Genomic DNA, 24153 nt, shown 5'->3' with positions numbered 1-24153 from the left:
GTTTATCGAGGCGGGTATCAATGCGACGAATGGCATCCATCAACGGTATTCGTTTCCTGCGGCGAGGCGTTCAGTCGTAGCATCCGGAGAAGCCGGCCGTCACATGCGTTACACCCTTCGCGCCGGCCTCTTCGTACAGGAAACGAACCTCATGACGCCACTCTCCGAAACGGCATTCTGGTCGGCCGCGCAGCGCCATCTGATCCGCTATGGCGGTTCATTCTCGCCGGTCATCATCGAACGCGCCAGCGGTTCGTATGTCTACGATTCGACCGGCCGCGCGATTCTCGACTTTACGTCCGGACAGATGAGTGCCGTGCTCGGTCACGCGCATCCCGAAGTCGCCGACGTGATCGCGCACAGCGCACGCGAGCTGACGCACCTGTTCAGCGGCATGCTGTCGCGCCCGGTGGTCGAACTCGCGACACGTCTTGCAGAAATCGCGCCGCGCGGTCTCGAACGCTCGCTGCTGCTGAGTACCGGCGCCGAGGCGAACGAAGCGGCGATCCGCATGGCAAAGCTCGTCACCGGCAAATACGAAGTGGCCAGCTTCGCGCGCTCGTGGCACGGCATGACCGGCGCGGCCGCGTCGTCGACCTACAGCGCGGGCCGCAGCGGCTACGGCCCCGCGGCTGTCGGCTCGTTTGCAATTCCTACGCCCTATCCCTATCGCCCGGCATTCGAACGCAATGGACGCTACGACTGGAGCGCCGAACTCGATTACGCATTCGATTTACTCGACCGCCAGTCGGCGGGCAGCCTTGCTGCCTTTATCGCCGAGCCGATCATCAGCTCGGGCGGTTTGATTCCGTTGCCATCGGGCTATCTGCGCGCGCTGCAGCGCAAATGCGCGGAGCGCGGCATGCTGCTGATCGTCGACGAGGCGCAGACCGGCATCGGTCGTACGGGTCTGATGTTTGAGTGCGAGCGCGACGGTGTCGTGCCCGACATCCTTACGCTGTCGAAGACACTTGGCGCCGGGATTCCGCTGTCGGCGGTGTTGACCACATCGGCAATCGAGGAGCGTGCCTTCGAGAAGGGCTACCTGTTCTATACGACCCATGTATCGGACCCGTTGCCCGCAGCGGTCGGTGTGAAGGTGATCGAGATCGTACTGCGCGATGGGCTCGCACAACGTGCAGCGCAGGCCGGCGAACGGCTGCGTGCAGGGTTGATCGAGATGCAACGGCGTCATCGCTGCATCGGCGACGTGCGCGGCGAAGGACTGTTGCTCGGCATCGAGATCGTCGCAGATCGGGACAGCAAGGCACCGGCGCCGGATCTGTCCGCGGCGATTACCGAACGTTGCCTGCAACTAGGATTGCACATGAACATCGTGCAGTTGAAGGGCATGAGCGATGTGTTCCGGCTCGCACCGCCGCTGACGATCAGCGACAGTGAAATCGATCAGGCGCTTGGGATACTCGATGAGAGCATTGCGTATTGTCTGAACCGGCATTGAGCACGGATGTGGAGCGTACAGCGCTCCACATCCGCTTCAAGTCACCGCACAACATTCACCGCACCGTCGTCCAGCTACCGTAACGCGCCACCGCACTTTCATCGAAATTAAACCCAAGCCCCGGCGCATCGTGCAGCACCACCCGCCCGTTGCGATGCGCAAGCTGCCGATCGATCAACCGACGAAAGTTCAGCACCTGATCGTCCCAGAAGAACTCGACGTAGCGCGCATTCTGCGTCGCAGCCACGAGCGGGGCATGCACATCGTGAAACCAGTGCGGACACATCACTACGCCGTAGCTCGCCGCGGTCGCGGCGATGCGCCGCCACTCGGAGATGCCGCCGCACACCAACGCGTCGCTCTGCAGGATCGCGGCAGCGCCCTTGTCGAGCAGTTCCTTGTGATACCACCGGCCATAACCAATTTCGCCGGTCGCAAGCGGAATACGCGTGAGCTTCGCGAGGCGTGCGTGATTGTCGATATCGTCGGGAGAGAACGGCTCTTCGACGAAGTACGGATCGTAGGGTTCGAAACGCCGCAGGTATTGCAGCGCCTGCGTCGTATCGGTCCAGCCGTTGTTGATGTCGAGCATCAATTCGACATCGGGACCAACCGCTTCGCGCGCCGCACGCACGCGCGCTTCTTCTTCGCGCGGTGACAAACGCCCTGCTTTCATCTTCACCGCCTTGAAACCCATCTCGACATAGCTCGCCATTTCTTCGCCGAGCATCTGCGGTGTCTTGCCGTCGAGATAGTAGCCACCGCTCGCATAGGCAGGTACGGATTCGAGATGCACCGCGCCGAGTAATTTGTGCAACGGCAAACGATGCGTACGCGCATTCAGATCCCACAGCGCCGTATCGAGAATGCTGAGCGCACGCATCACCGTCCCCGCGCGCCCCTGCAACAGCGCCTCCTGATACATCGTCTGCCACAAACCTTCCACCGCGTAAGAATCCTTGCCGATCAACACCGGTGCAAGCAGTTGCTCGACTGCGACCTTCAGCAGTTCACCGCCCGCGCTACCGACATAGCAAAAGCCAAGCCCTTCGACGCCATCGGTCGAGCGCACTTTCACGAGACCGTAGTGGCGCGTCGACACGGTGCGGGTGGCAAACGAGGTCACGCGATCGAGCGGCACGCTCGCCGCGCACACCGAGACCGATTCGATTCTGGGCATTGCAGTACTCCTCCGTTGAACACAGTCGCGGCAAGGGTGCGACCGTCAGCAACGCAGTGTGATAGCGGCCACGAGTCAAAAACAGTATCCTTTGGCTTCTTTAAAAGATAAAACTTTTATTGATGGATTCGCGCTACCTGCAAAGCTTTGTCTATGTGGTCGAGCTCGGTTCGATCGCGGAAGCCGCGCGCCGGCTGGATCTGACGCCCGCCGCGGTGGCGCAGCGCGTCAAGATGCTCGAACAGGAACTCGGCGCGAAACTGGTGCGCCGATCGGGGCGCACGGTCGGCACGACCGAAGCCGGCGAACGCATTCTCGAGCGCGCGCGTGCGGTGCTGCACGACATCCGCGACCTCCGGTCCGATCTCAACGATGCGTCGGAGCTGGCCGGGCAACTGAGGCTCGGTGGCACGCCGACGATGATGACGAGCCTGATCCCCGATGTGCTGGCGGGACTGCTCGCGCGTCATCCGCAGATCGACATCTACCTCGAACCGGGCACCTCGCTCGATCTTTATCGCAAGGTAGTGAGCGGCGATCTCGATGCAGCAATGATCGTGCAGCCGCTATTCGAGCTGCCGAAAAGCTGCGACTGGCGAACCTTTCGCGAAGAGCCGTTGATCCTCCTCACGCCGGCATCAATGAAGGTGAGCGATCCACACGCGGTGCTCGCAAGCGAGCCGTTTTTGCGTTATGACCGCAATGTGGTCGGTGGTCAGCTTGCCGATGCGTACTTGCGTCAGCATGGCATCCGGCCGCATCAACGGTGCGAACTCGACGGGCTCGATGCGATTGCGGTGCTCGTGGATCGTGGTATCGGTGTATCGCTCGTGCCGGACTGGCTGATGACGCGCTTCGCGGGCCTGTCGCTTGCGAAGTGGCCGCTGCCGCATCCGTTTCCGAAACGGGTGGTCGGGTTGTTGTGGGGACGTTCGTCGGCGCGCATGCGGCTGGTTCAGGCGTTTCTGAACACTGCGCTGGCGCTGCCGAATCGATAAGTGGCTCGGCATGCCCCGAAGCAAAGTTTTACTGATGTCTGAAGCAACATCGACGTAACGCATCGCCGCGCCCGATGCCGCAATAATGTCTGCTTGAGGCCAATGCCCACTGCCCGCTACTCGCACGCGTCGCGCCCCTTGCATGTTCCCGTCAACTTCCTGGCTCCGGACTCTCGATGACCGCCCCGCTCCCTCCCGCTCCCAGCGACGCCGACGACACCCCCGACAACGCCCACACCGGCCTGCGCAAAGGTCTCACGAACTACGGCGACAACGGCTTCTCGCTGTTCCTGCGCAAGGCGTTTATCAAGGGCGCGGGCTACACCGACAGCGCGCTCGATCGACCGGTGATCGGTATCGTCAACAGCGGCAGCGCGTACAACCCGTGTCACGGCAATATGCCGCAACTGCTCGAAGCGGTGAAACGCGGTGTGATGCTCGCAGGCGGCCTGCCGATGGATTTCCCGACCATCTCGATCCACGAATCGTTTTCGCAGCCGACCAGCATGTATCTGCGCAATCTGATGTCGATGGATACCGAGGAGATGATTCGCGCGCAACCGATGGATGCGGTCGTGCTGATCGGCGGTTGCGACAAGACCGTGCCGGCGCAGTTGATGGGCGCGGCGTCGGCGGGCATTCCGGCGATCCAGTTGATCACCGGTTCGATGCTGACCGGCTCGCATCGCTCGGAGCGCGTCGGCGCGTGCACCGATTGCCGTCGCTACTGGGCGCGTTTTCGCGCCGACGACATCGGCGCCGAAGAGATCGCCGACGTCAATAACCAGCTTGTTGCAAGCGTCGGCACCTGTTCGGTGATGGGCACCGCGAGCACCATGGCGTGTCTGGCAGAAGCGCTCGGCATCACGGTGCCGGGCGGTGCCTCACCGCCCGCGGTCACGGCCGATCGCATGCGCATCGCGGAGTTGACCGGCGCGCAAGCCGTGCAGATCGCACGCGAGCACCTGACCATCGACCGCATTCTCACCGCCGACGCATTCGAGAACGCGATGCGCGTGCTGCTCGCGATCGGCGGTTCGACCAACGGCATCGTGCATCTGACCGCGATCGCGGGACGGCTCGGCTTCGACGTCGATCTGCAGGCGCTCGATCGCATGGGCCGCGAGACGCCCGTGCTGCTCGACCTGAAACCGTCGGGCCAGCACTACATGGAGGACTTCCACAAGGCAGGCGGCATGGCGACGCTGCTGCGCGAACTGAAGCCGCTATTGCGACTCGATGCGCTGACCGTCACGGGCCGCACGCTCGGCGAGACGATCGACGACGCTGGTCCTGGCTTCGCGCAGGACGTGGTGCGGCCGTTCGCCGATCCGATCTATCCGCAGGGCAGCATCGCTGTGTTGCGTGGCAATCTCGCGCCGGGCGGCGCGATCATCAAGCAGTCGGCCGCGGATGCGAAGCTGATGGAGCACGAAGGTCGCGCCATCGTGTTTGAAGACGCCGAAGATCTCGCGAACCGCATCGATCGCGACGACCTCGACGTCACCGCCGACGACATCCTCGTACTCAAACGCATCGGTCCAAAGGGCGCACCTGGCATGCCGGAAGCTGGCTACATCCCGATTCCGAAGAAGCTCGCACGGCTCGGCGTCAAAGACATGGTGCGCATTTCCGATGGCCGCATGAGCGGCACCGCGTTCGGCACGATCGTATTGCACGTCACACCGGAAGCGGCCGTGGGCGGACCGCTCGCGTGGGTGCAGACCGGCGACCGGATTCGTCTGAGCGTCGCAGCGCGCGAACTTACCTTGCTCGTGTCGGATGCGACGCTTGCACAGCGCGCCGAGCAGGCACCGGTCACCGAACCGACCGCGGAGCGCGGTTATCGCAAGCTTTTCCTGCAAACGGTGACGCAGGCGGATCTTGGTGTCGATTTCGACTTTCTGCGCGCTGCACAGAACAACGGGACGACACCGCGGCGTTAGGGGGCATGCAGTAAGTGGCATCGGGTCTCCTAACGACCCGGACACAAAAAATATTAACGTTTGAAGCAACCGGGCCGCTCTTCTTCGCGCGTCTGCGCCACGCAATACTGCGCTGGCTGATCCAGACATCCAGACAGCCAGCGAAGGAGGCACCGCCCATGACGTCCCCCACTCCCCGCCTGCGCGGCGTGCTCGCGCCGGTACTCACACCGTTCGCCGCCGACGGCACGCCATCCGCGGCACGCTATGTCCGGCATTGCCGCCTGCTGCTGAATCAAGGCGTCGGCCTCGCGGCATTCGGCACGAACTCGGAAGCGAACTCGCTAAGCGTGCGTGAAAAGCGCACGTTGCTCGACGCACTTGCCGAAGCCGGTTTGCCCACTGCACGCATGATGCCAGGCACCGGCGCGTGTGCGATTCCCGATACAGTGGAATTGACCCGTCATGCACTGGCACACGGCTGCGCCGGCGTATTGATGTTGCCGCCGTTCTACTACAAAAGCGTAAGCGAAGAAGGCCTGTTCCGCAGCTTCGCGAGCGTGATCGATACCGTTGCCGATCCGCGTTTGCGCATCTACCTGTACCACATCCCGCAGGTCGCACAGGTCGGCATAAGCCCGACGCTGATCGAACGTTTGTTGCGCGCCTATCCGGGCATCGTCGCGGGTATCAAGGACAGTTCCGGCGACTGGCAGAACACCGAGGTCCTGCTCGATGCGTTCCAGCCCGACGGTTTCGATGTCTTCGCTGGCAGCGAGACGTTTCTGTTGCGCACATTGCAGCGCGGCGGCGCAGGCTGCATCACGGCGACCGCTAACGTCAACGCGAAGGCGATTGCGCGTCTCGCACGCGAGTGGCACAACGACGATGCACTCGCGCAGCAGCAGGCACTCGATACCACGCGCGCCGCGCTCCAGCGCTTTCCGATGATCGCCGCGATGAAAGCGGCGATTGCGTGGCAATCGGGCGACGATGGCTGGGCCGCTGTACGGCCACCGCTCATCGAACTCGACGAGGCGCAACGGCGCGATCTGGAGTCTGCGTTGACGAACATCGGTTTTCATCTCGACGACGCAGCAACGCTAGCGGAACACACAGAGGAGGCCGCGCATCCAGGCAACTAGCGCCGCACTGGAACCCGCGCAACGTACAGACACACCACAACACGATAACGCCCGCGCCCCCATCCAACGACTACACGTTTCGCGTCAGCGGGTCAGGAGACAACCTTGTTCATCCGCACCGCCCTTTCCCCGGCAGTCGGTACGAGCGACGCCGATCGACTGTTTCGCCGCGTCGCGCTGCGCTTCATGCCGCTGCTATTCGCCGGCTACGTGGTCGCGTATCTGGACCGCGTGAACGTCGGCTTCGCGAAACTGCAGATGCTAGGCAGCCTGCACTTCAGCGAGGCCGCTTACGGACTCGGCGCGGGCCTCTTCTTCGTCGGTTACTTCCTGTTCGAAGTACCCAGCAATCTGCTGCTACACCGGCTCGGCGCTCGACGCTGGATCGCGCGGATCATGGTGACGTGGGCCGCGCTGTCGATGGCGACCGCATGGGTCACGACACCCGCGATGTTCTACACCGTGCGCTTTCTGCTCGGCGTCGCGGAAGCCGGTTTCTTTCCCGGCATGATCCTGTATCTGACTTACTGGTTTCCGTCGCATCGGCGCGGCAAGATGGTGGCGGTGCTGATGGCGGGCAATCCAGTGTCTGGGCTGGTGGGCGGACCGCTCTCCGGCTACATCATGCACGCAACACACGGGGTGTCGGGAATGGCCGGCTGGCAGTGGCTGTTCATCATCGAGGCGCTGCCGTCGGTTGTGCTCGGTATCGTGATCTTCTGTTTTCTCGATGACCGCGTCGCCGATGCGCGCTGGCTCGACGATCATGAAAAACGGCTGATCCAGCAGGAAATCGATGCGACGGCCGCCGCACGCACGCATAGTGGCGTGCGTGCTGTGTTCACATCGGCACGCGTGTGGCTGATGTGTCTGATCCTGTTCGGCATCGTGATGGGTTCGTATGCGATTGGTTTCTGGCAGCCGACCATCATCCGCGGCACCGGCATCGACGATCCGTTCGTGATCGGCTTATTGACGATGATTCCCTACACCGCCGCCCTCATCGCCATGATCGCCGTGGGTCGTCATGCGGATCTCACACGCGAACGGCGCTGGCACGTTGCTGGGCCAGCGCTGCTCGCAGCGAGCGGGTTTATTGTGTGCGCGCTGAATGGCGATCACGCGTTGCTATCGATGGTCGGGCTCACGCTCGCCGCCGTCGGTGTCGTGACCGCGCTGCCGATGTTCTGGGCGCTACCAACCGCCTTTCTCGGTGGCACCGGCGCGGCGGCCGGCATCGCGTTGATCAACTGCACCGGCAACCTCGCGGGTTTTATCAGCCCGGCTGTGATCGGCTGGTTGAAGACCGTCACGCATACGCTGTCGTCGGGGCTTTTTGTCGTGGCGGCTTCGCTTGCTGTGTCAGCGTTGTTGATCGTTGTGCTTGTGCCTGCGCGGCTCGTCAACAGATAGCCGAGCCTCGTGCTTTAGCTGCTGGCTACGTCATGCCTTCGGCACCCGCCCGTAGGTATCCTCGAACCGGACGATATCGTCCTCCCCAAGATAAGCACCCGACTGCACCTCGATCAGCTCGAGCGGAATCTTGCCGGGGTTCATCAAACGATGCGTCACGCCGAGCGGAATATAAGTCGATTGATTCTCGGTCAGGATGGTCTCGTTCTCGCCGTTTGTGACGAGCGCCGTGCCCTTCACCACGATCCAGTGCTCCGCACGGTGATGGTGCATCTGCAGGCTTAACTGCGCACCTGGGCTGACTTCAATGCGCTTCACCTGGAAGCGATCGCCGCTGTCGATCCCTTCGTACGATCCCCACGGGCGAACCACGCGGCGGTGCGTGACCGACTCATGGCGGCCCATCGCATTCAGTTGGGCAACGATCTTCTTGACGTCCTGAGCCTGATCGCGATGCGCGACCAGCACGGCATCGGCGGTTTCGACAATCACCACGTTGTCGAGACCAATCGCGGCCACCAGGCGATGCTCGGCGCGAATATACGAATTGCTCACCGATTCCGTCAGCACGTCGCCCAGCAGCGCGTTGCCCTCTCCATCACGCGCGGCAATCTCCGCGAGCGCCGTCCATGAGCCAATGTCGTTCCAGCCGAGATCCGACACGGCGATCACCGCGGCGCGACGGGTTTTCTCCATCACCGCATGGTCAACCGAGACGTTCGGGCTCGCCGAAAACGCTTCTGCGTCGAGACGCACGAAGTCGTTGTCGTGTTTTGCGGCCTTGAGTGCAAGCTCTGCCTGCTGCGCAATTTCCGGCTCGAACGTGCGCAGCTCATCCATGAAGGTCGACGCCTTCAGCATGAACATGCCGCTGTTCCAGTAGTAACCGCCGTCCGCGAGGAAACGCTGCGCCGTCGCGGTGTCCGGTTTTTCAACAAACGTATCGACGGCAAAAGCCTGCGTGTCGTCAAGCAGTTGTGCGCCTGCGCGAATGTAACCATAGCCGGTGTGGGCTTCGGTCGGCGTGATGCCGAACGTCACCAGGTAGCCGTCTTTGGCAATCTGCGCCGCCGCTTCGGCGGCTTTGACGAAGGCCGCTTCACCAGCGATCACGTGGTCCGACGGCAACACGAGCAGCAACGATTCGGGTGATTCACGCAAGGCCATCAATGCAGCGATGGCGATCGCCGGCGCCGTGTTACGGCTGACTGGTTCGAGCACGATCGACGACGTGGTCGTACCAATCTGACGCAGCTGCTCGGCAACCAGAAAGCGCTGTTCGTTATTCGTGACGACAATCGGCGATGCCACGTCGGCGATACCGCGCAGGCGCAATGCCGTCTGCTGAACCAGCGTGTTTTCGCCAGTCAACTTCAGATACTGCTTCGGATAACCGCCGCGCGACATCGGCCACAAGCGTGTGCCACTTCCGCCACACAGGATCACGGGATGAATGAGCATGGTCTACTTCTCTCTACGTTTTGTTGTAATCAAAGACTGGGCATACCTTCGCGGTGCTTCGCACGCTGAACGGTGTGGCCCGGTTCAATCCGTTGCACCGGTGAGTTCCATCCGTACCGACTCGAGTTCACGCGGCAAACGGCGCGAGACCGGATTCTTGCGCGGCAACTCCGCGAAATTCAACCGCTTATACAGTTCATACGCACGCGTATTGCTGACCAGTACATCCAGCACGATCTGCCTGCCACGCGCCTCATGAAGCAACTCCGCTCGCAATGTGTTCGTGAATAGCGCACTGAATACGCCCTCGCCTCGCATCTGTTCGTGCGTCGCACAGTGTGCAATCTGCGTTTGCGACGATTTCGGCGCGGGCAATTCGCTTTCCAGCACCAATCCGCGCAACAACATGCCGACCGTGCGACGCACACCAAAGAACGACAGCAACATCAGCGCGACATGCGGATCGTCAAACCAGATCGCGCGACCGTCGTGCATCGCAAGCAACGCCACTACCGTGCCGTCGCCCGTCACTGCCACACGGTGCCGCCGATAGGAAAAACGCCCATGCTTCGACGCAAAAGCAAATTGCAGGAACGCGATGCACGTATCGGGTTGTTCACCGAGAAAGTAACCAAATTCGCGCACGCCAGAAGCAAACATCAGCGGCGCGCACGCCTGTGCATCGTCCGCTTGCGCCGGGCGAAAGCGCAACGCTGGGGCTTCCTGGCCCCCTCCCGTTGCACGGGTGTGCGCTGTTTGAATGGCGTGCATAACGATGAGCTTCTCTCTATCGAGGCAGGCGCTTGAGCGCCGCGATGGTCTGGCTGATCTGCCCGGGCTGGTGCGTCGAACAGATAAAAAACCGCAGGCGCGCCGCTTTCTCTTCGACTGCCGGATAGAAAATCGGCTGCACGTTGATGCCTTCCGCAAACAACGTATTGGCCCACTGCGCCGCTTTCAGCGTGCTGCCGGTGATGATCGGCACAACGGCATACCCTGCGCTCTTGCCCGTATCGAGACCTGCGGCATGTGCTTCATCGAGAAACTGCTTGCCACGTGCGCGCAAAAGCGCCACGCGCTCCGGTTCGGCAATCAGGCGCTCGAGTGCGGCAAGCGAGGCTGCCGCCAGCGCGGGCGAAAGTCCGACGCTATACAGAAAGCCTGGCGCGAGATGTCGCAGGATGTCGATCAACGCCTGCGACCCGGCGATAAATCCGCCGCAGCCCGCCAGCGTCTTGCTCAGCGTACCCATCCAGATATCGACCTCGTCGCTCGCGATACCGCACTGCTCGCGAATGCCCCTGCCATGCGCGCCCAGCACGCCCAGCGAGTGCGCCTCGTCGACCATCAGGAACGCGGCATGACGGCGTTTGATCGCGACGAATTGCGCCAGGTCGGGGAAGTCCCCGTCCATGCTGTATAAACCCTCCACGGCAATCAGCACGCGGCGGTAATCCTGTCGCACGCGCGTCAGCAATGCATCGAGTGCCTGCCAGTCGTTGTGCGGAAAGCTCAACCGTTTCGCGCCGCTCAGTTGCGCGCCCTGCACGATGCTGTTGTGCGCAAGCGAGTCGTGCACGATCAGATCGCCCTGACCGAACAGCGAACCGATCACCGTGACGTTGGTCGCATGACCGCTCACGAATACAACGCAGTCGTCCACCTCGTAAAACGACGCGAGCGCCGTTTCGAGTTCGCGTTGCACCGGCCGCTCGCCCGCCACCATCCGGCTCGCCGACGCGGAGGTGCCGTAACGATCGATCGCCTCCTTAGCGCGGGCGGAAACCCGTGGATCGCCGGCGAGGCCCAGGTAGTTGTAGTTCGCGTAGTTCACGTACTCGGCGCCGCCGATCCGCGTCGTAGCTCCTGCAATGCCTTCATGCACGCGAAAGAACGGCGACTGCACCTGCAGCTTCTCGCCCATCTGCCGCATGATTTCGACCTGCTGATAGCCCGGCATCGTCTCGAAGCTGCATAGCGCCGCACGCGAAGCGTCCTGCGCCGCGCGCGTACCACTGGCGGCCAGCGGCACGCCTGGCGCCTGCGCCTCTTCGGACACCCGCTCGAGTTGCCGCAACAGCGCCTTCGCAGCGAGTTGCTGACGGATCTGATCGCCCAATCCCATGTTGTTGCACTAACCCCGTGATGGTCTGGCCTGAAGTCGAGTTCAAGCCGTAAATTCGGCCCATTCCCACGCATCGCGCGTGGCGAGCAAGCGGGCTATGAGCTTGTAGTTCATTTCATGACTCGGTCGCACTGCGTTCACGCGACCGAGTAGCGGTGCTCCGGCCATGGCCATATCGCCCACCAGATCGAGTACACGGTGCCGCACGAATTCATCGGGTACGCGCATGCCGCCCAGCACGCGATTGCCGACAATCGCCGCGGTACACGACAGACGTGCGCCGCGCAGGATCGGCATACCGCGCACGTAGCCGGCAAGAATCGCGGGGATTGCCCATTTGACGCGTCCATACGAACGCGACGGCGCGATCTGTCCGGCAAAACTCTCAGGCGTCACTGCGCCGTCCCACCGCAATTCCCCAAAACCTTTTAGCTCGTTGCGCACGGCCATTTCATACGTAGACGACGGTTCGATCGAGATACTGCGTTCGTCGCGCGTGCCCTCTCCATCGACGATCTTCACCGCCTGCAATACGCGAATGAATCGCTTGGCAGCTGGCAATTCGATTCGTCCGCACGCGTGAATCGCCTCGATCCACGGCTGTGCGCTGCCATCGAGAATCGGTACTTCTTCGGCATCGAGTTCGACTGTCGCGCGATCGATCTCGCAGGTCAGCAACGAGGCCAGCAGATGCTCGATCGTGCGCACGCGCACGCCACCAGCTGTTTCGAGCATCGTGCACAGCGGCTGGCCGCGCCGCAGCGCCGGACTCACCGCGAGTTCCGCCAGAACGCGACCGCCTTCCATACGCTTGAAGACGATGCCGCGCGGACTGTCGGCGTTGCCCGGAACGATCCGCACGTTGACGCGCCGCCCCGTATGCAGGCCGTGACCGCTCAGCTGCAACGGTCGCGCGAGCGTGCCCTCCTGGCTGCTCCAACCCGCGGGTGCCAGCATCAGACCAGCTCCGTCACGCTCGGCACGGGCATCTGCGTATCGCGCTGTTCCGACAACGCGTCGGCTACATCCGCAAGCGCATGCACGCCGACATCGAGTGCATGTTGTGCGGCAAATGTCGCGACCTGTGCCGCTGCCGCACTCGGTTCTGCTGTTTCGTCCTGCGTCTGGATCGATTCCACGATGCGTTGCGCGAGCGAATGCACAGTCGCGCCTTCGGCCATCGTCATGATCGACAGCTTGACCTGGAAGCTCTCTTCGACCGCCATGCCGAGTTCCATGCCCATCAGCGAATCCATGCCCATGTCGAGGATCGAACGACCGGTTTCGATTTTTTCCGGCGACATGTGCAGGATGCGCGCGATCTGCGCCTGCAAGGTCTCCTCGACAAGACGCAGCGCTTCCGCAAACGGCAAGCCGAGAATCTGGTCGCGCATCTGCGCGCCGCCCTGGCGCGCCGGCTCATGACTGCCGCGCGCATGCAGCTCGGTGTAGCGGCGCGCACGCGCGGCCGGCATACCGAGTGCGAGCGCCTGCCAGTCAAGACGCACCACCGCCTCGCCAACGGTCTCGTCGAGCAACGCACGCTCCAATGCCGCCAGCGCTTCAGTCGACGTGATCGACAAACCGCCGATGCGTGCCTGCAACGCTTCACGCGTCTCGGCGTTGCGCGCGAGGAAGCCGACGTCGTCCAGCGGGCCCCACGCCATGTACGTCCCGCTTAAACCCCCAGCACGGCGCTGGCCAATCAGTGCTTCGAGGAAGCTGTTGGCCGCTACATAGCTCGATTGCCCCGGATTCCCGAGGAACGTCGTCGCCGACGAATACACGACGAAGAGGTCGAGCTTTAGATCACATGTCGCCCGATGCAGATTCCATGCGCCAGCCAGCTTCGGCGCGAGCACGGCGGCAAAACGCGTGTCGTCGAGATTGCGAATGAGGCCATCGTCGATGACCATCGCCGAATGCACCACGCCCTTGAGCGGCGTGCCGCGTGCGGCGATCCAGGCGAGCAGCGCATCGAGCGCGGCGGCATCGGTGACGTCGCAGGCGGCTGTATGCACCTGTACGCCGCGCTGTTCGCGCCACGTCTGTGCCTCTGCGGCAAGTTCCGGCGTGAGCGTGCCCGAACGGCTGGCCAATGTCAGATGACGCGCGCCGCGCGACATCATCCAGCGTGCGGTGGCGAACCCGAATCCGCTGGTCCCACCGACGATCAGATAGGCCGCTGCAGGATCGAGCTGCAACGCTTCGGTCACAGCCGTCGTGCGAGCCGGAGCCGGCGTGCCGTCCGGATAGGTCACGAGGATCTTGCCGATCTGACGCGCCTGCTGCATATGGCGGAACGCTTCCTCGACCCGGTCGGCGGGGAACGCGCGATACGGCAACGGATGCAGCACGCCGCTCGCGAAGAGTTGCATCACTTCGTCGAACAGACGCGCTGTCAACTCCGGCAGCGCGCTCATCAACTGGTCCGCGTCGATGCCGAAATAGCTGATGTTGTTGCGGAACGGACGCAAACCGATGCGACTGTTCTCGTAGAAATCTCGCTTGCCGAGTTCGAGAAAACGGCCGAACGGACGCAGCGTATCGATACTGCGCACCATCGCTTCGCCAGCCAGCGAGTTGAGCACGACATCGACGCCGGCACCTTGCGTGCGTTCGCGGATTTCATCGGCGAACGCGAGGCTGCGCGAATCGAACACATGATCCGCACCGAGCAGACGCACGAATTCGCGTTTCTCGCGGCTACCCGCCGTCGCGAAGACTTCCGCGCCTAGATGGCGTGCGAGCTGGATCGCCGCGATCCCCACGCCACCGGCCGCGCCATGCACGAGTACACGCTCGCCGCGGCGCAGACGCGCGAGTTCGCACAGCGCGTAGTACGCCGTAAAGAACGTGGTCGGCACAGTGGCCGCTTCTTCGAACGTCAGACGTTCGGGCTTATGAGCGATAGCATTCGTACTGGTGCGCACGCGACTCGCGAACGACGCCGGCGCGAAGCCGAGCACCGCATCGCCGGGAACGAAACGCCGCACGTTGCGCCCAACGCGCGCCACGCGCCCCGACAACTCCATGCCGATCGTCGCACCGGCAAAACCGTTTTCGACGGCTTCGTCCGACAGCAGACCCATCGCGTACATCACGTCGCGGAAATTCAGGCCGGTTGCAACCGGTTCGATCTCGACTTCGTCGGCGGTGAGTTCACGTTGCGGCAGCGCAAACCATTCGAGGTTACGCAGCGAACCCGGTGACGCAAAACCCAGGACCGTCGGTTCGCTCTGTGCATACGTTGAAACAGGCGATGCGCTGCGCAATGCCGCGCTCGCAGCGGGCAGCATGCGCGGCACGTAGCGGCCTTGCGGCGTCAGCAGGACTTCTTCTTCGCCATCTGAGGCTGAGGCGAGCAGTTCACGCGCCAGTTCGGCAGCCGTGTCGCGGCAGGCCGGCGACACATCGATCAGACGGCACGACAGTTCGGGATGCTCGTTGGCCAGCACGCGGCCAAGGCCCCACATCGCCGCCTGTTCGGGACGCAAGGTTGCAGCCTCTGCAAACGGAGCGACGACCGGCGCGCCGCCGCGCGTGACGATCCATAGCATCGGCTGCATGATGCTGGCCACCGCCGCGAGATCGCGCACGAGTTGTGCAAGAGCCAGCGTAGTCTGCTGCTGGACCTGCATGACGGCGGCGCCGTCGGCATCGGCGGGCAATGCGCGATCGGGAGCGATGAACACCACGTGATGCTCACGGCCCGCTGGCAAGGCCAGCTTGCTCATGTCGTGGCGCAATGCGGCCAATGTACTGCTCGACGTGGTGTGGCCTGCGGCTTGCAACGCGGTTGCCAGAGCGGTGTCAGCAACGTCTGCTGCGTACAGCAGCGACCAGTGGGCCGGCACCGTCTGCGGTGCGGTTTCATCTGTTGCAGACGCAACCACGTAGGGCTCACGCGCAACGATCAATGTCGGCGTGCCTTCGAGATCGAGACCCTGCTCGGTATGCCGCGTGACGTCTTCGAAACCGGCCTCTTCGAGGTGTTTCGTCAAGGCAACCGGCGACAGCCATGCCGTGCGGCGTGCATGGGCGTGTGCAGTGTCCGCGTCGAGATCGAACACGATATCGGCGAAGCGGCTACTGCGCGGCTCGGTCATCACGACCAGCGCGCCCGGAGCAAGCCAGCCGCGCAACGCGTTCAACAGTACACGCGGCTCGGCCTGCGCCGCCAGCACGTGACTCGCCACCACGATGTCATAGCGCGCACCGTTCTCGACGCCAGTCAGACACGGCACATCGCCGAATTCGATGCCTACGACGCGGACCGACGGATGCTCGCCGGCATCGAAACCGCTCACCTGTTCGCGCGTACCGGCAATTGTGTAGTCGCAACGCGACGACGGCATCTGGATCGCGAGCGGTTGCAGCACATCGTTCGATGGCGAATTCAACTGGAGTACATGCAAACGACGCGGCTCGTCCCATGCTTCGATCGCGCGCTTGAGGCACGCACTCGTCAGCGCATTGACGTGCGCCCACGTCGGCGATGCTTCGAAGAAATGTTCGACCAGACTGCTGCGCGACTGCGGCAGGATCTGCGCACCGCTCACGTCGCCGCGCAACACTGCGGGCAGTGCGGCGCCGCAATGCGCGAGCAAGGTCAGCTCGGCGACATGGGCGGGCGACTGCGCGAGCAGATCGCGCCACAATTCGTCGATGCCGGGCAGGTTCGTGCAGGCCACGGCGTCACGCAGCAGATGCTCGCCGTCGCGCTGCACGAGGCCATCTTCAACGGCGATCTGCACCAGCCGCGCGAGCAAGGCAGGATGCGCGCAGTCCGGCAGCGACGGTTGAGCAAAAACGTTCAGCGCATCGAGCGCTTTCAATGCGTAGGCACTGGCCAGCACATCGAGCAGCGGCAACATTTCCGTCAGATGCGCCTGCCTGCGCAACGGGTCTTCCTGCACGGACAAAGCGGCGCAGGCGTCGTCCAGCAAGGCGGCGGGTTCGGGCAACGCACGGGCGTCGATAGTGTCGGCACGCGGCCTCGCTTCCGCGACGTACGCGTAACGTCCCGGTGCATGCTGACGCCGGCCCATCAGGTCGACGCGGCGGAAGCGGCAGGCGCCGAGCCGCGCGACGATCTCGCCCTGCGCATCGACGAATTCGAATGACGCAACCACCGAATGCGGACTGCGACGCTCGATCCGCGCGATCACATAGCGAATCCCGTCACCGCGCAAATAATCGATACGTCCAAGCTGCACCGGCACATACGCAGCTGCATCGATATCGGCCTGCTGCGTCGATGCAAGCAATGCGAACAACGGATGGAAGCCGCTATCCATCAGCGCCGGATGAAGCGCATAAGCACCCAGCGTCGTGTCGGATTGCGCAAGCTCAGCGGGCGCGGCCACCTCGGCCAGCGCGATATCGGCGGCCGCATCGACATGCACCGCGCGCACCCACTGGAATGCGGGACCGTAGCTCAGGCCGATTGCGGCCGTGTTCTCGTACAGCGTGTCGCCGGACATGGCCGGCTGCGCCAGCAGATTCGCGAGCGTCGCTGCGGATAGGGCGTCTGCTTCAGCGTTCGAATCCAGTGCGCAACCGCTCGCCAGCAGACGGCCGGTCACATTGAGCGACCACGCTTCGTCCGACATGCGGTCGCGCGTTTCGATCGTGAAACCGGCGGTGCGCACGTCGACGGTGAAGCGGAACAGTTTCGAATGCTGCGGCTGGAACACGACGGGCAGACGGATCTCGAGATTCTCGACTGCGCAGCTCTCAGTGCCGAAGTGCTCGCGTGCAGCGGCCAGCGCCATCTCCACGTAGCCCGCACCCGGGAACGCGACACCGCAGTCGACCACGTGATCGGCGAGCATCGGCAGGCCGGCCGGATCGAGTTGATTTTCCCAGGCCAGCGCGTGTTCACGCAGACGGTAACCGAGCAACGGATGGGCGCGCCTGCGATTGACGAGGTTGTAGCCCTCGGGCGTCGGCCCAAGCCAGTAGTGTTCGTGCTGCCATGGATACGACGGCAACGCGACACGTACGCCGGCCGGCGCGAAGCGTGCGACGTCAACGCGCGCCCCGTTCGCGAGCGCCGCGTAGATCGCGTGATGCAGCATCTGGGCGCTGTCCTGATTGCGCTTGAGCGTCGCGAGCGAGCGGCCGCTGACGCGAACATCGTCGAGCGTCTGCGTCACGTAAGTGCGCAGGATCGAATGCGGACCGACTTCGAGGAACAGACGCACACCGGTTCCGACGATGTGCGCAATCGCGTCGCCGAAACGCACCGGTTCGCGGATATTGCGCCACCAGTAGTGCGCATCGAGTTCGGTGCCCGCGAGCACCTCGCCCGTTACCGCCGAGACGAACGTACGCGTCGCCGCAGACGGTTCGAGTTCTGCAAGGCCCCGCAATACACCGGCCTCGATCGGATCCATTTGACTGCTGTGGAACGCGTAGTCGAGTTCCAGCATCTGGAAGAAACGGCCGCTCTCTTTCACGGCGGCCTCGACGACCTGCAACGCGTCAAACGAACCGGCCAGCGTGACGGCTTGCGGGCTGTTCACGCCAGCGACCTCGACTGCCGTCTCTACACCGAGTTGCGTCAGCAGCGCGCGCATCGCGGCCTCACCGAGACCGGCAGCGGCCATCCGGCCCGTACCGCGCGTGCCTGCCTGCATGCGGCTGCGAATCTTGATCACATGCACGGCCTGCGCCAGCGTCAGCGCGCCCGCCGCCCACGCCGAGGCGACTTCACCGACGCTGTGGCCGACGCACACGTCATAGCCCACCCCGCGCGCTTCGAGGACGCGCACCACACCGACCTGCAGCGCGAACAGCAACGGCTGCGCGTGTTCGGTGGCTTCGAGCTGCTCCGCGCTTACACCGTCGCGCAGCACCTCAGCCAGCGACGGACTGCCGTCTGCACACCACAGCGCGTCGACTTCCTCAAGCGCGGCACGGAACACCGGTTCCTGTTCCTGCAGCTGCTTGCCCATGCCGGCCCACTGCGAGCCGTTGCCGGAGAACACCAGTGCGAGACGCGTATCGTCGCCAGGCGTATCGCCTTGTACCAGCGCGACCGGCGTTTGATCGGCGGACGGATCGGCCAGTGCGGCGAGCGCCGCGCGTGCTTCGGCAAGCGTCGCCGGTGAAACGATTGCGCGGTGCTTCAGCCATTGCCGACGATGCGCCGCGTTCGATGCGAGCGTCGCCCACGGCGTGCCGCCATCCAGCCTCGCCAGATAACGTGCGGCCAGCGCGGGCAGCGCGGCGGCGGTGCGGGTCGAGAGGATCAGCGGCGGCAGTGCGGCGGCGGCTTTCGCGTCGCTACGTGATTCGGCCTGGGCTTCGTTGTTGCCTGCCGTTGCAGGCGCTTCCCGCAGCACGATGTGCGCATTGGTCCCGCCGAAACCAAACGAATTCACACCGATAACCAGCGGCTCCGCACCGCCTTCGAGTGGTGTGAAGCGATCGACGACGCGCAGCCGGCCACCGATGAAATCGATTGCAGGATTTGGCGTTTCAAAATGCAGCGTCTTCGGCACCGCGCGGTGCTTCAGGCACAGAATCGCCTTGATCAAACCGGCCATGCCGGACGCGGTTTCGAGGTGGCCGACGTTGGTTTTCACCGAGCCGATCAGCAACGGCCGGTCGACCGGCCGCCCCGCCGATGCGACTTCCATCAACGCACGCGCTTCGATCGGATCACCAACCGCGGTCCCCGTGCCGTGCGCCTCGACATAGGCAAGCGAGCGCGGATCGACACCTGCGCGCTCATAGACCGTGCGCAGCAGTGCGGCTTGCGTGGCCGCACCCGGCACGCTGATACCGCCTTGCGAGTACCCATCCGAATTGACGCCGGAGCCCGCGATGACCGCATGTATCGTGTCGCCATCGGCCAGTGCGCGATCGAGCGTTTTAAGCATCACGAGCGCGCCGCCTTCAGAGCGGACATAGCCGTCGCCGGTTGCGTCAAACGCACGGCAACGGCCACGCGGCGACAGCATCGACGCTTTCGAAAACGTCACGAAGCCGAACGGATGCAGCAGCAGATTGACGCCACCTGCGAGCGCCACTTCGGCGTCGCCCGATTGCAACGCCTGACAGGCCTGATGCAACGCGACCAGCGACGACGAACACGCGGTATCCACCGACACGCTCGGACCGCGCAGATCGAACAGATACGACAGACGGTTCGACGCAATGCTCAGCGTGTTGCCGGTCGCCGAGTACGGATCGATCGAATTCAGGTCATCGACGAAACGATTGCCATAGTCCTGACTCGCGACACCGACATAGACCGCGCAAGGGCTGCCCTCCATGTCGCGCGGACGCACACCCGCGTCCTCGAAGGTCTCCCACGCGAGTTCGAGCAACAGACGCTGCTGCGGGTCCATCTGCTGCGCCTCGCGCGGCGAGATGCCGAAGAAGGCGGCGTCGAAGCCGGCTACATCGTCGAGTACACCTGCCGAAAACGTATAGCTCTTGCCTGCTTCGCGCTTCGTGGGATGCTGATAGAACTCCGTGCCGAAACGTTCAGCCGGTACTTGCGTGACTGCATCTTTTTCGTCGCGCAGCAGCGCCCAGAAGTCTTCAGGTCCCTCGACATGACCAGGGAAACGGCAAGCCATCCCCACAATTGCTATCGGTTTGCTCATCGTTCAGTTGTCTGGTGCAACAGCCGCGCCGTCAACCCGCCCGCCACGCCTGCTTCAAGGGCTTGAAGCAGATCCGGGCCGAGTTGTTCGGCGCGCAAATCTTTCTGGATCGCTGACGCATTGCCGTAGTTGCGCCAGATAAAGTAGTCGCTCTGCGTCGGATCGCAACCGAGCCCGCTGAACACGCGCGGCAACGCCGGCACGTGATCACCGTAAAAACACAGCACCGTATCGCGGCGCCGCGCGCGCAGGACGGTGAGTAGATGGCCGAGCATCGCATCGGCGTTGGCGAGATGCCGCAGATAAGCCGTCAGATCGTGCCAGCGCGCGTCGTCGCCGAGCGTATGGAAAGCCGCGCCCTCGCCGGCCTGAACCGTTTCCAGATGCAGAGGACCGTGGTTTTCCATCGTCATCGCAAAGATGAAGGCCGGTTTGTGGCGTGGTGCATCGAGTTCGTTGACGATCGCTTCGGCCACCGCCATGTCCGCGACGTAAGGGCCGACGCGTCCCGCGTTGGCGAACGACGCAATGTCATGGAAACGATCGAACTGCAAATATTTGAATGCGCGCTCGCGACCGAAGAAATCCGCGTAGTACGGATGGATCGCCATGGTCCGATAGCCGCCGCGCTTGAACCACGCAGGAAGCGCCGCACAGGCGCGCCGCACGAACGCATACGGATAAAAGCGCGCATAGCCGAGTTCCGTTTCGGCCACGCCGGTCAACGTCGCGAACTCCGTGCGCATCGTATTGGCGCCCCATGCGGGCACGGCGAACTGGCCATACTGGATCGACTCGCGTCGCGCCGCGTCGAAATGCGTGAGGATGGTGGGATTGATCGCATCCGCAAGACGGCGCACGTCGAAGAACGACTCGCTCTGGATCACGATCACGTCGGGAGTCGATTGCGGCGCGCCGCTCGCAAACGGACCGGCAGCCAGCGCGCTGCGCAACCGCCGTGCGGTGGAAAACTGCATGCCGTTGAGCAGATAGGCGACGAAAACCGCGAAAAACCCGTGACGTTTCTGGTCATCGACGGGATTCAGGGTGAGCGGCAAGCGTGCTGCCAGCGTGTAACCCGCGGCAAGGCAGGCGCATAGGGCCAGCACCAGCGCGCCGACGGGTTTATGTGCGAGCGGCGTGTCCACGATGAAACCGGTGAGCACCACTACGATGCCGACAGCAAAGGCGGTTACCGTGCTCACGCTCAAAAACGGTAGATAGAGACGCGGATGGGCAAACAACTGCATGAACAGGCTGAGATCGGTGAAAACGAACGGCTCGCGCAACGACGCGTATTTGGCGTTGCTCACACCGGCCATCAGCGCCACCAGCGCAATCGCGACGAATGCGGAAAACCTCACGCGCCCGGTGATCAGCAACACACACAGACAGATGAAACAGATCGCCGCCGTATGCAGCGCGAGCGCGACTAGCGAACGACGCGGCGAGGCGCGCGGCACCGCGAGCGCTTCGGGCAAAAGCGCCAGGCCCGCAGCGGCCAGAAGCGTGAGCGCGAGCGACGCCTGCATTCAGCGCTCCTCCCGCGGCAAATAGGACAGCCCGCCGAGAATCGCATCGGCCAGCACGGCCGGCAACAACGGCAGAAGCCGCATGCCGAACGCGAGCAAACCGGGGAAAGCAATCTCCGCCCGGTTTGTCTTCAGCTTGCGCTGGATGTACAACGCGGCTTTCTCCGCCGACCACAGGAACGGTTTATCACCAGGGAAGACATCGCTCATGGCTGTCTTCACAAAGCCGGGCAGCACGATCGACATCTGCACGCCATCGCGCACCAGGATTGGGCGCACCGAGTCGCCATACGCTTTGATGGCTGCCTTGCTCGCGCAATAGGCTGGCGAAATCGCCATGCCGCGCAGCGCCGCGATCGAACTGATCAGCGCAATCTGGCCACGCCGGCGCAAACGCATGCGCGAGACCACCGGCAGCACCGCGTGCATCGCGCCATAAAAGTTGGTGTCGACGATGGCCGCCGTGCGCTCGAGCTCTTCCCAGTCCTGCGCCGACGCGAGCGTGCTGGCGGCGCCGGCGTTGGCGATGAGGAGATCGATCGGATGGGTGTAATCAAACTGGTGCAGCCAGGTTTGCATGGCGGCGCCGTCGCGCACATCGATCTGACCGGTTTCGACGATCGCCCCCTTCGCCCGGCACGCCTGCGCCGCTGCGTCGAGCCGCGCGCCATCGCGGCCGAGCAGACCGAGCACCACCCCAGGCGCCGCATACGCCAGCGCGAGCGCGCGGCCAAGCCCCGCGCTTGCGCCGGTGATGACGATGTGGCGCGGAGCGGCTTTAGGCATGCGGTGCCGCCTCGAGACGCCGCACCGCATCGGCGGTGGCCATGGCGATACCGGTACGGGTGTAGAAATCGCCGTTGATCTGCGTGTGATGGACGACGTAGTCGAGAAAGGCCTGATACAGATCCATGTCCGGTTGCTCGCCGTGCAGCCAGAAGTCGTCGAGCGAGCCTTGCCAGGTCAGGCCTTGCATGTTGTAGATCGCGGTGCCCAGTGCGACTAGCGGCCGACGATGGTGCAATGCCGACAGACCGACGGTGCTGTTCACAACCACGGCGCCGCGCGCGTGGTCGAGCAAAGTAGGCAGGTGGCCCGCGTCGATGAAACGCAGACGGTCGGCGATACCGAGTTCACGCGCGAGCCGCTCGGCATGGCGACGGTGATCGATCAGACCGGTGTCGAGGGGGTGATTTTTGATGACGATCCAGGAGCCGGCCGGCGCGTGAGTCGCGAAAGACCTCAGTACCCGTTCAATCGCCTCGCCCACGCCGTCGAACGGCGAATGAACGACGATCTGCGCGTCCGAGTTCAGCTGCAGCGGGAAGATGTAGTACGGGTGACCGGCTGCGAGCAGATCGCGCGTGACCTGGTCGGAGTCGCGATGGTGCTGGCGCTGGCGCAATGCGCGGACGGCGAGGCCCGAGTACTCGAAAAAGCCGTTTCTCGGGCGGTGGCTGCGGTAATGCGGGAAGCGGGTTGCGTAAAGCGTATTGGCGCTGCGATAGCGGATGTCGTGAAACGCACGCTCGTAGAGGTTATAGCCCGTGGGTTGACCAAGGGGGCTGGGCGGCGTGTAACGACGTTGATCGCGATACCAGGCGGGGTCGCGCGGCAGTTGAGAACGGCCATTTACGCCGTGTTTTTCAAGGGTTAGCCAATGGGGACGGACATAACCTTCTTCGAAGACATGCACGCGCAAACCATTAGTCTGGGCGATCGGGTGCATTGGACGGTGGATTTCGCGACAGTCGCCGAACATTATTACGTCCGTGAAACCGCCCGCTTTCACGTGATTGACGTACCAGTCTGTTAAGTTATTTAACGATCCGCAGAAATTCCAGGTATCGCCAATACCTGCGTATGTCACATCGCCGCCACAAAAATTAACCCGACGAACGGAATGACCACGCTCGCGCAACGCGATGGCAAGACGGCTAAAGAACGGAGAAGCCGTGCCTTGCAGGGCGAGAAAGGAACGGTGCATAAGGGCTTCGAGGCTGTCCGAGCTTCACGATGGGAACCCGGACGCGAGCGCCCTCTCCCCTGATAGACTTCGGAAACGTTTTAATAGCAGCTGCTGGTCTTAGGCAGGTATCGAAGGATACAACATCGCGGTGCAAAAAATATCAAAGTGCATAAAATATTGTGGAAGTTGTTGGAAGGAGACGAAGGTGGATGGTGTGCTCTATTTCGGGTGGCTATAATCGGCCGCCCTTGCTCTATCGGGTGAAGTGGCGCTGTTTTTTGTCACATCAAAATTTGTGGCGCCAGTTCGTTTCTATGTG

The 24153-nt window shown here is 63.1% G+C and carries 14 protein-coding genes; 5 read left to right on the top strand and 9 right to left on the bottom strand.

What is annotated here, in order from left to right; translation table 11 throughout:
• The first annotated feature begins 151 nt into the window (after positions 1 to 151).
• The gene (locus tag BWP39_RS19720) at positions 152 to 1462 is read left to right on the top strand and encodes an aspartate aminotransferase family protein (protein WP_096726044.1); all 1311 of its coding nucleotides are present in this window, start codon (positions 152 to 154) and stop codon (positions 1460 to 1462) included.
• Between the two features lie 55 nt (positions 1463 to 1517).
• Here the strand turns inward: BWP39_RS19720 and BWP39_RS19715 are convergent, their stop codons facing one another.
• Entirely contained in the window at positions 1518 to 2642 is a 1125-nt protein-coding gene (locus BWP39_RS19715; RefSeq protein ID WP_096723252.1) for a mandelate racemase/muconate lactonizing enzyme family protein, read from the bottom strand.
• A gap of 122 nt (positions 2643 to 2764) precedes the next feature.
• Between BWP39_RS19715 and BWP39_RS19710 the strand changes: the two genes are divergently transcribed.
• The 4 genes from BWP39_RS19710 (at position 2765) to BWP39_RS19695 (ending at position 8123) form a co-directional block, all read left to right on the top strand.
• The gene (locus BWP39_RS19710) at positions 2765 to 3640 is read left to right on the top strand and encodes a LysR family transcriptional regulator (RefSeq protein WP_096723250.1); all 876 of its coding nucleotides are present in this window, start codon (positions 2765 to 2767) and stop codon (positions 3638 to 3640) included.
• A 176-nt stretch (positions 3641 to 3816) separates the two neighbouring features.
• Positions 3817 to 5586 carry an IlvD/Edd family dehydratase gene (locus BWP39_RS19705; RefSeq protein ID WP_096723248.1) on the top strand — a complete coding sequence of 590 codons (1770 nt, stop codon included), beginning with the start codon at positions 3817 to 3819 and terminating at the stop codon, positions 5584 to 5586.
• A gap of 158 nt (positions 5587 to 5744) precedes the next feature.
• Positions 5745 to 6710 carry a dihydrodipicolinate synthase family protein gene (locus BWP39_RS19700; RefSeq protein ID WP_096723246.1) on the top strand — a complete coding sequence of 322 codons (966 nt, stop codon included), beginning with the start codon at positions 5745 to 5747 and terminating at the stop codon, positions 6708 to 6710.
• Positions 6711 to 6815: 105 nt separating this feature from the next.
• Positions 6816 to 8123, top strand: coding sequence for an MFS transporter (locus tag BWP39_RS19695; protein ID WP_235851461.1), 1308 nt, complete (start codon positions 6816 to 6818; stop codon positions 8121 to 8123).
• 30 nt (positions 8124 to 8153) lie between these two features.
• On the opposite strand, the gene BWP39_RS19690 is transcribed toward BWP39_RS19695, so the two are convergent.
• The 8 genes from BWP39_RS19690 to BWP39_RS19655 form a co-directional block, all read right to left on the bottom strand.
• Complete coding sequence (locus BWP39_RS19690; protein WP_096723244.1) at positions 8154 to 9584, bottom strand: mannose-1-phosphate guanylyltransferase/mannose-6-phosphate isomerase; 1431 nt, start codon at positions 9582 to 9584, stop codon at positions 8154 to 8156.
• Between the two features lie 84 nt (positions 9585 to 9668).
• Positions 9669 to 10355 (bottom strand): GNAT family N-acetyltransferase, encoded by a 687-nt coding sequence (locus tag BWP39_RS19685; RefSeq protein ID WP_096723242.1) that lies wholly within the window; start codon positions 10353 to 10355, stop codon positions 9669 to 9671.
• Between the two features lie 16 nt (positions 10356 to 10371).
• Positions 10372 to 11709: an aminotransferase class I/II-fold pyridoxal phosphate-dependent enzyme gene (locus tag BWP39_RS19680; RefSeq protein ID WP_096723240.1), complete on the bottom strand. Its 1338-nt coding sequence runs from the start codon at positions 11707 to 11709 to the stop codon at positions 10372 to 10374.
• Between the two features lie 42 nt (positions 11710 to 11751).
• Positions 11752 to 12666, bottom strand: coding sequence for a UDP-3-O-acyl N-acetylglycosamine deacetylase (locus tag BWP39_RS19675; RefSeq protein WP_096723238.1), 915 nt, complete (start codon positions 12664 to 12666; stop codon positions 11752 to 11754).
• Positions 12666 to 20333 carry a type I polyketide synthase gene (locus BWP39_RS19670; RefSeq protein ID WP_096723236.1) on the bottom strand — a complete coding sequence of 2556 codons (7668 nt, stop codon included), beginning with the start codon at positions 20331 to 20333 and terminating at the stop codon, positions 12666 to 12668. The genes BWP39_RS19675 and BWP39_RS19670 overlap by 1 nt, the downstream gene beginning before the upstream one ends.
• Complete coding sequence (locus BWP39_RS19665) at positions 20330 to 21865, bottom strand: LTA synthase family protein (protein ID WP_096723234.1); 1536 nt, start codon at positions 21863 to 21865, stop codon at positions 20330 to 20332. Before BWP39_RS19665 ends, BWP39_RS19670 begins: the two co-directional genes overlap by 4 nt.
• A complete protein-coding gene (locus tag BWP39_RS19660; protein ID WP_096723232.1) occupies positions 21866 to 22651 on the bottom strand; it encodes an SDR family NAD(P)-dependent oxidoreductase in 786 nt (261 codons plus the stop codon).
• Positions 22644 to 23852: a capsule biosynthesis protein gene (locus BWP39_RS19655; protein WP_096723230.1), complete on the bottom strand. Its 1209-nt coding sequence runs from the start codon at positions 23850 to 23852 to the stop codon at positions 22644 to 22646. Before BWP39_RS19655 ends, BWP39_RS19660 begins: the two co-directional genes overlap by 8 nt.
• Positions 23853 to 24153 lie beyond the last annotated feature (301 nt).

Source organism: Paraburkholderia acidicola (genome assembly GCF_002362315.1).
Lineage (GTDB): Bacteria > Pseudomonadota > Gammaproteobacteria > Burkholderiales > Burkholderiaceae > Paraburkholderia > Paraburkholderia acidicola.
This window is presented reverse-complemented; position numbering and strand designations above follow the sequence as displayed.

Coding starts and splice junctions, on each gene's coding strand:
- BWP39_RS19660 (WP_096723232.1), bottom strand. CDS start 22,651: ATGCCTAAAGCCGCTCCGCGCCACATCGTCATCACCGGCGCAAGCGCG.
- BWP39_RS19700 (WP_096723246.1), top strand. CDS start 5,745: ATGACGTCCCCCACTCCCCGCCTGCGCGGCGTGCTCGCGCCGGTACTC.
- BWP39_RS19665 (WP_096723234.1), bottom strand. CDS start 21,865: ATGCAGGCGTCGCTCGCGCTCACGCTTCTGGCCGCTGCGGGCCTGGCG.
- BWP39_RS19670 (WP_096723236.1), bottom strand. CDS start 20,333: ATGAGCAAACCGATAGCAATTGTGGGGATGGCTTGCCGTTTCCCTGGT.
- BWP39_RS19720 (WP_096726044.1), top strand. CDS start 152: ATGACGCCACTCTCCGAAACGGCATTCTGGTCGGCCGCGCAGCGCCAT.
- BWP39_RS19715 (WP_096723252.1), bottom strand. CDS start 2,642: ATGCCCAGAATCGAATCGGTCTCGGTGTGCGCGGCGAGCGTGCCGCTC.
- BWP39_RS19690 (WP_096723244.1), bottom strand. CDS start 9,584: ATGCTCATTCATCCCGTGATCCTGTGTGGCGGAAGTGGCACACGCTTG.
- BWP39_RS19675 (WP_096723238.1), bottom strand. CDS start 12,666: ATGCTGGCACCCGCGGGTTGGAGCAGCCAGGAGGGCACGCTCGCGCGA.
- BWP39_RS19705 (WP_096723248.1), top strand. CDS start 3,817: ATGACCGCCCCGCTCCCTCCCGCTCCCAGCGACGCCGACGACACCCCC.
- BWP39_RS19680 (WP_096723240.1), bottom strand. CDS start 11,709: ATGGGATTGGGCGATCAGATCCGTCAGCAACTCGCTGCGAAGGCGCTG.
- BWP39_RS19710 (WP_096723250.1), top strand. CDS start 2,765: ATGGATTCGCGCTACCTGCAAAGCTTTGTCTATGTGGTCGAGCTCGGT.
- BWP39_RS19655 (WP_096723230.1), bottom strand. CDS start 23,852: ATGCACCGTTCCTTTCTCGCCCTGCAAGGCACGGCTTCTCCGTTCTTT.
- BWP39_RS19685 (WP_096723242.1), bottom strand. CDS start 10,355: ATGCACGCCATTCAAACAGCGCACACCCGTGCAACGGGAGGGGGCCAG.